The sequence below is a fragment of the Kitasatospora sp. NPDC059571 genome (assembly GCF_042735675.1).
Lineage (GTDB): Bacteria > Actinomycetota > Actinomycetes > Streptomycetales > Streptomycetaceae > Kitasatospora.
This window is the reverse complement of the sequence record NZ_JBHWBW010000243.1, coordinates 1-11,181: the sequence shown is the minus strand read 5'-3', so window position 1 is coordinate 11,181 and position 11,181 is coordinate 1. Positions and strand designations below refer to the sequence as shown.

The 11,181-nt window shown below is 77.2% G+C and carries 6 protein-coding genes and 1 pseudogene; 6 read left to right on the top strand and 1 reads right to left on the bottom strand.

Annotation, left to right across the window (positions count from 1 at the left end; translation table 11 throughout):
- The first annotated feature begins 206 nt into the window (after window positions 1-206).
- The 5 genes from ACFV0G_RS24225 (at window position 207) to ACFV0G_RS24205 (ending at window position 8,403) form a co-directional block, all read left to right on the top strand.
- Window positions 207-851 carry a GNAT family N-acetyltransferase gene (locus tag ACFV0G_RS24225; protein WP_380551603.1) on the top strand — a complete coding sequence of 215 codons (645 nt, stop codon included), beginning with the start codon at window positions 207-209 and terminating at the stop codon, window positions 849-851.
- 145 nt (window positions 852-996) lie between these two features.
- Window positions 997-2,229, top strand: a complete 1,233-nt coding sequence (gene cbiE / locus ACFV0G_RS24220) for a precorrin-6y C5,15-methyltransferase (decarboxylating) subunit CbiE (RefSeq protein WP_380551600.1) — start codon at window positions 997-999, stop codon at window positions 2,227-2,229.
- 373 nt (window positions 2,230-2,602) lie between these two features.
- Entirely contained in the window at window positions 2,603-6,184 is a 3,582-nt protein-coding gene (gene cobT / locus ACFV0G_RS24215) for a nicotinate-nucleotide--dimethylbenzimidazole phosphoribosyltransferase (protein WP_380551597.1), read from the top strand.
- A gap of 85 nt (window positions 6,185-6,269) precedes the next feature.
- Entirely contained in the window at window positions 6,270-7,502 is a 1,233-nt protein-coding gene (cobA, locus tag ACFV0G_RS24210) for a uroporphyrinogen-III C-methyltransferase (protein ID WP_380551594.1), read from the top strand.
- Window positions 7,503-7,599: 97 nt separating this feature from the next.
- Window positions 7,600-8,403, top strand: a complete 804-nt coding sequence (locus tag ACFV0G_RS24205; protein WP_380551591.1) for a TrmH family RNA methyltransferase — start codon at window positions 7,600-7,602, stop codon at window positions 8,401-8,403.
- Window positions 8,404-9,013: 610 nt separating this feature from the next.
- Here the strand turns inward: ACFV0G_RS24205 and ACFV0G_RS24200 are convergent.
- A pseudogene (locus ACFV0G_RS24200) lies at window positions 9,014-10,294 on the bottom strand (serine/threonine-protein kinase); the annotation flags it as partial.
- Between the two features lie 435 nt (window positions 10,295-10,729).
- Between ACFV0G_RS24200 and ACFV0G_RS24195 the strand changes: the two are divergent.
- The gene (locus ACFV0G_RS24195; RefSeq protein WP_380551588.1) at window positions 10,730-10,921 is read left to right on the top strand and encodes a hypothetical protein; all 192 of its coding nucleotides are present in this window, start codon (window positions 10,730-10,732) and stop codon (window positions 10,919-10,921) included.
- Window positions 10,922-11,181 lie beyond the last annotated feature (260 nt).

Below are 11,181 nucleotides of genomic sequence, written 5' to 3'. Positions count from 1 at the left end.
GGGTCAACCCCCCCACCCTCCCCCCCCGACCGCCCCCGGCGGGGCCCCCCCCCCCCCCGCGGCGGGGCCCCGGCCGCGCAGTATGCGCCCGCCGCCGCCGTGTCGCAGCCCGATCTGACGGCCCGTCGCCGGAATGCCGGTACCCTGGCTGGCCCGCACAGAGGCGGGGCGTACGGTGTGTCCACGACCCGGCGAGGAGAGACGGCATGGCAGCGAGCTTCCCCGAGACGGCCATCAGCACCGAACGGCTGTTGCTGCGACCGCTCGACGACGGCGACACGGCGGGCCTGGTCGCGATGGCCGCCGACGACCTGGTCCAGGCCTGGACGGACCTGCCCGCCCCGTTCACCGAGGCGCACGCCCGCGACTGGATCAGCCGGATCGCCCCGGCCCGCCGCGCCGACGGCCACGGCATCGTCTTCGCCGTCACCGAGCACCTCACCCAGCGCCTGGTCGGCCTCGCCGACCTGCGGGCCACCGACTGGCGGCTGCGCTCCACCGAGATCGGCTTCGTCACCGCCGCCTGGGCCCGCGGCGAGGGCTACGCCGGCGAGGCCGCCCTCGGCGTGGCCCAGTGGCTCTTCGAGGACCGCGGCTTCCTCCGCCTGGAACTGCGCACCGCGGCCGGCAATACCGCGGCCCAGCAGGTCGCCCAGAAGATCGGGGCGATCAGCGAGGGCGTCCTGCGCAGCGCCTGGATAGGCCGAGGCGAGGAGCCCGCCGCCGCCCGCCGTACCGTGCCGGACGCCGCCGGCCGCACCGACCTCATCCTCTGGAGCCTGCTCCCCGAGGACCTGGAGACCCCGCAGGCCGGCGGCTGGGCCGAGCCGAGCTACGTCCTGCACGACTGACCCCGCCCGACCCGGCCCGCCCGGTGGCCGAGGTCGTGCCGCAAACCGCCCCGCCACCAGGTAGCCTCTCCACCTGGACGTGCCGCCGGCCGACGCCGCGCCGTCCGATGTCGGGGCGGACCGGGGTGAGGGAGAACTGCCGCAGATGGCTGACCGGATCACGGTCATCGGGTGGGACGGCACGCCGCTGACCGAGGCCGCCGCCACCGCGCTCGCCGGGGCCACCCTGGTCGCGGGAGCGCCGTACCAGCTCAGCGCACTGCCGGTGCCGGCCGCCGCCGAACGCATCGCCCTCGGCAGCGTGCAGGCCGCCGCCCGCCGGATCGCCGAGCACCGCGGCACCGCCGTCGTCGTCGCCGAGGGGGACCCGGGCTTCTTCGGCGTCGTCCGCACCCTGCGCCGCCCCGAGTACGGACTCGAACTGGAGGTGCTGCCCGCCGTCTCCTCGGTCGCCGCCGCCTTCGCCCGGGCCGGCATGCCCTGGGAGGACGCGCAGGTGGTCTCCGCGCACGGCGGACGGCTGCGCCGCGCCGCCAACGTCTGCCGGGCCCACCCCAAGGTCGCCGTGCTCACCACCGCCGAGGCCGGCCCCAGCGAGCTCGCCCTGATGCTGCGCGGCGTGCACCGCACCTTCGTGGTCTGCGAGGCGCTCGGCACCCCGGACGAGGACGTCACCGTCCTCACCTCCGACCGGGTGCCCGACCACGACTGGCGCGACCCCAGCGTCGTCCTGGTCATCGGCGGCCCCAACCACCACGCCGGCGACGAGCCGGCCGGCTGGCTCGCCGGGCGGCCGGTGGGCTTCCCCGGCGCCGACCGCGGCTGGGCCCTGCCCGCCGAGACGTACGCGGCCGCGGACGCCGACCGCGCCCTGCCGCCGCACGTGCGGGCGCTCGCGCTGGCCCGGCTCGGGCCGCTCCCCGGCGACCTGGTCTGGGCCGTCGGGGCCGGCAGCGGCGCGCTCGCGGTGGAGACCGCCCGGTTCGGCGCGGCCGTGGTCGCGGTCGAGGCCGACCGCGCCGCCTGCGGCCGGATCGGCGTCAACGCCCGCCGCTACGGGGTCGAGGTCGACGTGGTGCACGGCGCCGGACCCGACGTGCTCGGCGAGCTGCCCGAACCGGACGCGGTGGTGGTGGAGTACGGCGGCGCAGAGGTGGTGCGGGCGGTGCTGACCAGGCGCCCCGAGCGCCTGGTCGCGGTCGCGCACACCTTCGCGGAGGCGGAGGAGATCCGGTCCGCCGTCGCCGCCGCCGGGTACCGCACCGAGGGCGCCCTGCTGCAGGCCTCGGCGCTGGCCCCCGCGGACGGCACCCCGGCCGGCCTGGCGCCGGGACCCGGCGAGCAGACCCTGGTGCTCTGGGCCGAACAGGCCTTCTGACGGTTCGTACGCCCGATCCGGCACCGGCCCCGCCACGGGTGATCCCCGTCGCATCCGGACACCGATTCGAGAGCGTGTCGGCCCCCGCCGGTAGGGTGGCGTCCTGGTTGCGCACGGCGATCGGTGCACCGTGCCCCCGGTACGGTCGGCCCCATCTGACGCGCCGCAACCCCTGGGGCGCGGTCCGCAGGCATTCGACGCGGCGCACGTCGGCCCCTAACAATCCCGAGGGCCCCGCACCGGTCGTGCCGGTCGCCCCGGATGGTCGTAATTTCTCCTGGCGCGCCACCCGGGACGGGTGGCGTGCAGGGGTGGCAGCGGTCGGCGATCGCGTCGCCGAGGGCGCGGAAGCGGCCTGGAAGGAGCTTTGGACATGACCGATGGCGGCCACCTCCCGAGCGATGCCTCTCTCGTACCTCCGAGCGGGCAGCGAACGGACGTGCCGGAGCGGACGGCGGGTCCTGTCGACCCGCTGACCGACCCGCTGACCGGGCCGCTGCCCGGCGTCGGCCTGTCCGGCGGGGCGGCCTGGCAGGGGGAGCACCGCCCGGCGTACACCTTCCTCGACCAGCCCGACCAGTTGGACGAGGAGGACGACGTCCTGCTCATGCCCGGCCCGCAGACCGCCTGGGGCGACGCCGTCGTGCACGGCGCCGTGGAGACCGTGCTGGTCGACCCGGCCGCGGCGCCCGCCGCCGAGGCCGTCCAGCAGCAGCAGCAGCAGCCCGCGCCCGCCGCGGAGGCACCTGCGACCGACCTGCCCGCCGCCGGCCCGGCCGCCGCCGAGCCCGCGGCCCCCGGGCAGCCGGTGATCGAGACCATGTCGCTGCGCACCGTCGAGGAGCCGGCCGAGCCCGGCGCCGCCGGCGTCCCGGTCGAGCCGTCCTGGCCGCCGCTGGCGCCCCCGCTGCAGGCCGCAGGGGCCGTCCCCGACAGTGCCGAGGGCACCGCGCAGGCCGTCCGCCGGCCGCTGCACGCCGGGCCGCCGATCCCCGACCCGTCGCTGATGACCGGCCACGTTCCGGTCCGGTCGCTGGCCGACCGCGGCCCGTCCGGCACGCCCGCGCACGGCATCCCGATGCCCGCCGCCGAGCCGGTCCCGGCCCAGCCGGTGGCCGTCCAGCCACAGCCGGCCGCCCCGCAGCAGCAGGCGCCCGCCGCCGCTGCCGCGCCCGCCGCCGAGCCGGTCCCGGCCGCCGTCGCCGTGGCGCCGGAGCAGGCCCCCGCCATTGAGCCGGTCGCCGCCACCGAGCCGGTCGCCGACCAGGCCCCGGCCGTGGCCACCGGGACGGCCGCCCCGATCCCGGCCCAGGCCGGCGGCCAGCCGCGCCGGATCTCGGCCTTCCTGGCCGCGCCGGTGCCGCACGGCCTCCCGCTGATCGAGCCGGTCGCCGCCGCCGAGCCGGTCGCCGCCGAGCCGACCGCCGTCGCGCCCGTGCAGGAGGCTGCGCCGACACCGGCCGAGGCCGTGGCGGAGGTTGAGGTGCCCGCCGTCGCCGTCGCCGAGGCCGTCCTCGCCGAGCCCGCCCTCGCCGAGCCGGCCGCCGCGGCCGTGCAGGCCGAGCCGCAGCAGGGCGGGGCGGCCGTCGCCGCGGAGCCCGTCGCCGACCCGTCGCAGGCGCCGGCCGCTGCCGATGCCGTGGCGCCCGCCGAGGCCCCGGCCGCCGAGAGCGCCCCGGCCGTCACGGAGACCGTGGCCGTTGCGGAGCCCGTCGTCGTGGCCGAGGCCGCTGCGGACGAGCAGCCGCAGCCGGCGGTCGAGGCCGTGCCCGCGGCGCAGGCCGTCGTCGAGCACGCCGCCCCCGAGCCGGCGGACGCCGTGCTCGCCGCCCAGCAGCAGCCCGCCGTCGAGCAGCCTGCCGTTGAGCAGCCCGTTGTCGAGCAGGCCGCCGTCGAGCAGGCCGAGCCGGCGGGGGAGGCCGTCCGGGCCCCGGCCGAGGCCGTGTCCGTCGCAGCCCCGGAGGCCGTGTCGGCCGCCGCCGAGGCGCCCGCCGCCGAGCCGGTGCCGGCCGAGCCGGCGGACGCCGTGCCCGCGCCCGCCGAGACCACCCCGGCCGAGGCCCCCGCGGCCGCCGCCGAGCCGATCGCCGTCGCCGAGCCGGCCGTACAGCCGGAGGCCACCATGACCGCCGACACCGCCGGCACCGCCGCGCCGGAGGCCAGCGAGGCCGGGCCGGCGGCCGTGGACGGTGCCGAGCGCCCGCCCGCCGCCCCCGGTTTCGACGAGGCCGGCCGGGACGCCGTCCACCAGGTCATCCGCTCCCGCCGCGACGTCCGCAACGGCTTCCGACCGGACGCGATCCCGCACGAGGTGCTGCTCCGCGTGCTGGAGGCCGCCCACACCGCGCCCAGCGTCGGGTACTCCCAGCCGTGGGACTTCGTGGTGATCCGCTCCCGCAAGACCCGGCGGAAGATGCACGAGCTCGCGCAGCGCCAGCGCGACGCCTACGCGGACTCGCTGCCCAAGGGCCGGGCCAAGCAGTTCAAGGAAATCAAGATCGAGGCCATCCTCGACACCCCGGTGAACATCGTGGTCACCGCCGACCGCACCCGCGGCGGCCGGCACACCCTCGGTCGGCACACCCAGCCGCAGATGGCGCCGTACTCGGCCGCCCTCGCCGTGGAGAACCTCTGGCTGGCCGCCCGCGCCGAGGGCCTGGGCGTCGGCTGGGTGAGCTTCTTCGACGAGGAGGAGATGGTCCGCGAGCTCGGCCTGCCCGAGCACCTGGAGGTCGTCGCCTACCTCTGCGTCGGCTACGTCGACGCCTTCCCCGAGGAGCCCGAGCTCCAGCAGCAGGGCTGGGCGAAGAAGCGCCCGCTCTCCTGGGTCGTCCACGAGGAGCAGTACGGCAACCGCGCGCTGCCCGGCGAGGAGCCGCACAGCCTGCTCGCCGACACCCTGCGCGGTATCCGCCCGCTGGACGCCAAGTCGCTCGGCGACGCCTGGGACCGCCAGAAGCGCATGACCAAGCCCGCCGGCTCGCTCGGCGTGCTGGAGATCATCGCGGCCCAGCTCTGCGGCCTCGCACGCAAGTGCCCGCCGCCGATCCCGGAGCCCGGCTGCGTGGCGATCTTCGCCGGCGACCACGGCGTGCACGCCCAGGGCGTCACCCCGTGGCCGCAGGAGGTCACCGGCCAGATGGTGGCCAACTTCCTGGCCGGCGGTGCGGTCGTCAACTCCTTCGCCGCCCAGGTCGGCGCCGAGGTCTGCGTGGTCGACGTGGGCGTCAAGGCGGAGCTGCCGGACGCCATCCAGCAGGGCCGCACCACCGGTCTGCTGCCGCGCAAGGTCAAGGCCGGCACCGACGACATGACCCAGGGCCCCGCGATGACCCGCGAGGAGGCCGTGCAGGCGATCGAGGTCGGCATCGAGACCGCCCGCGACCTGGTCGCGGCCGGCAACAAGGTGCTGATCACCGGCGACATGGGCATCGCCAACACCACCGCCTCCGCCGCGCTGATCTCGGTGTTCACCGGGCTCGACCCGGCCGAGGTCACCGGCCGCGGCACCGGCATCGACGACGCCACCCACGCCCGCAAGGTCGAGGTCATCCGCACCGCGCTGGCCCTGCACCGGCCCGACCCGGCGGACCCGATCGGCGTGCTGTCGGCCGTCGGCGGTCTGGAGCACGCCGCCATCGCGGGGTTCCTGCTCGGTGCGGCGTCGCTGCGCACCCCGGTCATCCTCGACGGCGTGATCGCCGGCTCCGCCGCGCTGGCCGCCAAGGCCATCGCCCCCGAGGCCCTGGCGGCCTGCATCGCCGGCCACCGCTCCGCCGAGCCGGGCCACCAGGCCGCCCTCGGCAAGCTGGGCCTGCGTCCGCTGATCGACCTCGACCTGCGCCTCGGCGAGGGCACCGGCGCGCTCCTCGCGCTTCCGCTGGTGCAGAGTGCGGCCCGGGCGATGCACGATGTAGCCACGTTCGACTCCGCCGGGGTCACCGAGAAGGCCTGATCCACCCGGCCTCTCCCGGTACCGGCCCGAGGGCGCGCCGGTACCGGGACAGGCGCTGCCCGCACCCCCACCCAGGAGCCCGCAGATGAACGCGCCCACTCCCCACCCCACCACCGAGGGGCTGACGCCGTACCCGGTCGGCCTGCTGCTCGCCGGCCGGCGGGTCGTCGTGGTCGGCGGCGGCCAGGTCGCCCAGCGCCGGCTGCCCGCGCTGATCGCGGCCGGAGCCGACGTCCACCTGATATCGCCGGGCACCACCCCCGCCGTGCACGCGATGGCCGACGCCGGCGAGATCACCTGGCACGAGCGCGCGTACGCCGAGGGCGACCTCGCCGACACCTGGTACGCGCTGGTCGCGACCGACGACCCGGCGGTCAACACCGCCGTCTCCGCCGAGGCGGAGCGGCTGCGGGTGTTCTGCGCCCGCAGCGACGACGCGTCCGCCGCCACCGCCTGGACGCCCGCCAGCGGGCGCGACGGCGGCGCCACGGTGGCCGTGCTGACCGGCGATCCGCGGCACTCCGCCGCGCTGCGCAACGCCATCGTGGACGGCCTGCGGGACGGCTCCCTCGCGGCCCGCCAGTACCGCGAGCGCACCCCCGGCGTGGCCCTGGTCGGCGGCGGCCCCGGCGACCCCGACCTGATCACCGTCCGCGGCCGCCGGCTGCTCGCCGACGCCGACGTGGTGGTCGCCGACCGGCTCGCCCCGCGCGAGCTGCTCGCCGAACTCCCGCCGCACGTCGAGGTGATCGACGCGTCCAAGATCCCCTACGGCCGCTACATGGCCCAGGAGGCGATCAACCGGACGCTGGTCGAGCACGCCAAGGCGGGCAAGTTCGTGGTGCGCCTCAAGGGCGGCGACCCGTACGTCTTCGGCCGCGGCGGCGAGGAGCTCCTCGCCTGCCTGGAGGCCGGGCTGCCGGTCACCGTCGTCCCCGGCATCTCCAGCTCGATCAGCGTGCCGGCCGCGGTCGGCATCCCGGTCACCCACCGCGGGATGACCCACGAGTTCACCGTCATCTCCGGACACGTCGGCCCGGACGAGCGCTCCCTCACCAACTGGGACGCCGCCGCGCGGATGACCGGCACCCTGGTGCTGCTGATGGCGGTCGACAAGATCGGTGCCATCGCCGCCCGGCTGATCGAGGGCGGCCGCCCGGCCGACACCCCGGTCGCCGTGGTCCAGGAGGGCACCACCGCCGCCCAGCGCCGGGTGGACGCCACCCTGGCCACCGTCGCCGCCGCCGTCGAGGCCGAGCAGATCAAGCCGCCGGCGGTCATCGTGATCGGCGACGTGGTCAACGTCCTCGCGCACTGACGGCCCCGCTGCGGGGGCGGCTCCGCGCCCCCCCCGCGGCGGGCGCCCGCGGCCCCGCGGGCGGGGGGGGGGGGGGGGGCGGGGCAGGATCGGGCCCGTGTCCGAACCACGTACCGTCACCGACCCCGCCGACCCGCGCCTCGCCGACTACACCGGCCTGACCGACGTCGAACTGCGCCGCCGCCGCGAGCCCGCCGAGGGCCTCTTCATCGCCGAGGGCGAGAAGGTGATCCGCCGGGCCGTCGACGCCGGCTACCGGATGCGGTCGATGCTGCTGACGCCCAAGTGGCTGGAGGTCATGGGCGACGTCATCGCCGCCGCGGACGCCCCCGTCCACGTGGTCGAGCCAGGCCTCGCCGAGCAGGTCACCGGCTACCACGTCCACCGCGGTGCGCTCGCCTCCATGGAGCGCCGGCCGCTGCCGGAGGCCGCGGACCTGCTCGCCGGGGCCCGCCGGGTCGCCGTCCTGGAGGGCCTGGTCGACCACACCAACCTGGGGGCCATCTTCCGCAGCGCGGCCGCCCTCGGCATGGACGCCGTGCTGCTCTCGCCGGACTGCGCGGACCCGCTGTACCGCCGTGCCGTGAAGGTCTCCATGGGCGCCGTCTTCGCGGTGCCGTATGCCCGGCTCGACCCCTGGCCGGCCGCGCTGGACACCGTCCGGGCCGCCGGGTTCGAACTGCTGGCGCTGACCCCCGCGGGCGCCGACGACCTCGCCGCGACGCGGCCGCAGCTGATCCCCCGGGCGGCCCTGATGCTGGGCGCGGAGGGCGACGGCCTGACCCGCCGGGCGCTGGCCGCGGCCGATCGCCGGGTGCGCATCCCGATGGCCCACGGGGTGGACTCGCTCAACGTCGGCGCGGCGGCGGCGGTCGCCTTCTACGCGGTCGCCGCGGGCTGATCCGCGGGTCCGGCGCCGCCGTGCCGGGCCGGCCGGGTCAGCCGCTGCCGCCGCTCACCCCGGCACCGGGCCAGGACTCCTCCAGGCCGCTGCCGTCCGGCCGGACGGTGTACCGGGTGGAGGAGACCGCCCCGGTGAGGGTGACCCGCTCCTCGCGGACCAGCGCGCCGTTCTCGACCCGCCACGAGGCCCCGGCCTGCGGGTCGGCGGCCGAGGCGCGGGAGGCGATCAGCACGGGGGAGTCCCCGTCGAAGCCGAAGAGCTCGACCAGGTCCACCGGCACCGCGCCCTCGGAGCGGCGCAGCACCACCAGCGCGGCGGGCGCGTCCCGGTAGCGTGCGGGCAGCACCGTGCTCAGGGCGATCTGGGCGCCGTCGCCGGCCGTCCGCCCGTCGTGCAGCCGGATCTCCGGGCCGCCGGCCGGATCCCGGTAGGCGCGGTCGGGCCAGTCCACGGCGGGCAGCGCGCCGGCCGCCGGGGCCAGCCCGGCGCCGCCGGTGCTGCGGGGGGCCGGGGTGAGCGAGGCCCGGCCGGCCCCGTCCAGCGAGAGGCCGGGCGCCGAGGCGCCGGCGGAGGCGCCGGGCCGGCCCAGGCCCTGGTTGCTGCGGTTCTCGCAGCCCTGCGCGGCGGCGATGGCGAGGGCCACGCCCAGGGTGACGGTCACGAAGACCACTACCCGCTGACGCAGCAGCCGCTGCCGGGGGGTCGTCGGGGCCCGGCCGGGCACCGGGGTGTGCTGGCGGTCGCGGGGCCGGGCGGCGGCGGGGGTGTGGTGCCGCTCGCGCAGGGTGTCCTGGTCTGGGCGCGGCATCGCACTGGTCGGGCGCTGGCCGGCGGGTCTGCGGGGGCGTCCGGCCGGGACCTCCCGTCCGCCGGTGCCGCGGTTGCCGCCGCCCGTCCCGTGCCCTCCGGTGCCCGGACCTCTGCTGCCGGGGCCGTGCCCCCCGGTGCCGGGACCGGCGGTGCCGTGGCCCGCGGCCCGTCCGGGCCCGGCGGGCCGCCGCCCGACCGGCTCGGCCACCGGCTCCGCGGTGCGGCCGCGGACCGGTGCGGCCCCGCCGGGCAGCGCGCTGCCGCGCGAGGCGAGCTCGTTCAGCCGCTCGTGCAGGGCCGCGGCGCCCGGCCGCTCGGCGGGCTCCTTGGCCAGGCAGGCGCGGATCAGCGGGGCGAGGACCGGAGGGACGGCCGCCAGGTCGGGCTCCTCGTGCACCACCCGGTACAGCATCACCTCGGAGGACGCCCCCGATCCGAACGGCGACTCGCCGGTCAGTGCGAAGGCCAGCGTGGCGCCGAACGCGAAGACGTCGGTGGCGGGCGTCACCGCGGCGCCGCGCACCTGCTCGGGCGCCAGGAAGCCGGGGGAGCCGACCGCGGTGCCGACGTGGGTGAGCGTGCTGGCGCCGCGCGACCAGGCGATGCCGAAGTCGATGATCCGCGGGCCCCGGGGGGAGAGCAGGATGTTCGACGGCTTGAGGTCGCGGTGGACGACCCCGGCCTCGTGCACCTTGACCAGCCCGTCGGCGAGCGCGGCGCCGACCCGGGCGGCCTCCGGCCAGGGCAGCGGCCCGTCGTCGCCGACCCGCTTGTACAGCGACGGGCCGGGCACGTACGCGGTCGCCAGCCAGGGGCGGTCGGCCTCCAGGTCGGAGCCGACCACCCGGGCCGTGCAGCCGCCGCGGATCTTGGACGCGGCGGCGACTTCGCGCGCGAACCGGGTGCGGAACTCGACGTCCTCGGCCAGCTCGGCGCGGATCAGTTTGAGGGCGACCCGCTGGCCCTTGCGGTCGGAGCCGAGATAGACCACGCCCATGCCGCCGGCACCCAGGCGCCGGTGCAGTCGGAACGGTCCGACGATGCGGGGGTCCTCACGCCTCAGCCGCATCATCGCCATCGCCGTCCCCGTCAGCCCGTGGAGTGAGCCCCCGTCGCATGGGGCATCGTCAAATACTGTCCCGGCACAGCTTACGGACTGCGCAGAGTGGTCCGCTGGCACGCAACACCTGAAGCGACGGTCGGATTGTCGGATCTCCGTCGAAAAGGCGCGCGGGGGCGCCGCCGACCGGGTGGTTCGGGGTCGGTCTCAGGGTTGCCTCGGGGATGTGATCGGTTTCTCCTCCGCCTTCCGGAGTAGGCGCGGCGGCGCGGACTCATCCTCGCGGAGGCCTGCAGAACAATACGCGGGCATGACGACCCGCAAGCGCGCCGCGCCTACCGTTGTTCTCAGCGGCGGGCCGGTACTCGTCCCCCGAGGTCACGGCCCGCCGCTCCGGATTTCCGTCCCAGTCCCGCCACCGGCACGCCGGTAGACGAGCAGGAGTACACGATCATGGCCAGCCGGCTCTCCGGAGACGGGCGGCGCCGCCGGCCGTTCGTCTGGCAGTCGCCCACGGCGGACCGCCACCCGGCGGTGGCGCTGGCGATCGTGCTGCCCTGCGCCGTGCTGCTGCTCGTGCTGTTCGGCGGCTGGGACCAACTGGCGACCCAGGCGAGAGCCGTCGCCGACCTGATCGGGCGCTGACCCCTGGGGAGGGGTCGCGTCGGCCGGGGCCGCGCACCGCAGAACACGTGGACGGGCGAAGCGGAGCGCACCACCCGGCACCAGGAGGGGCCGGGCCCCGACGTCGGTGAGGACGTCGCTGCCCGGCCCCTGCGCCTGTGCGTGCCGCTCCCGCCGATGGAACGACCGAGGGCCGTGATCCTCGTATATAACGGCCCGCGCAGTCTGGTGCGCGATACTTTGATTTAAACAGTGACCCCCACCCTGTCCAGGTAGTGCTC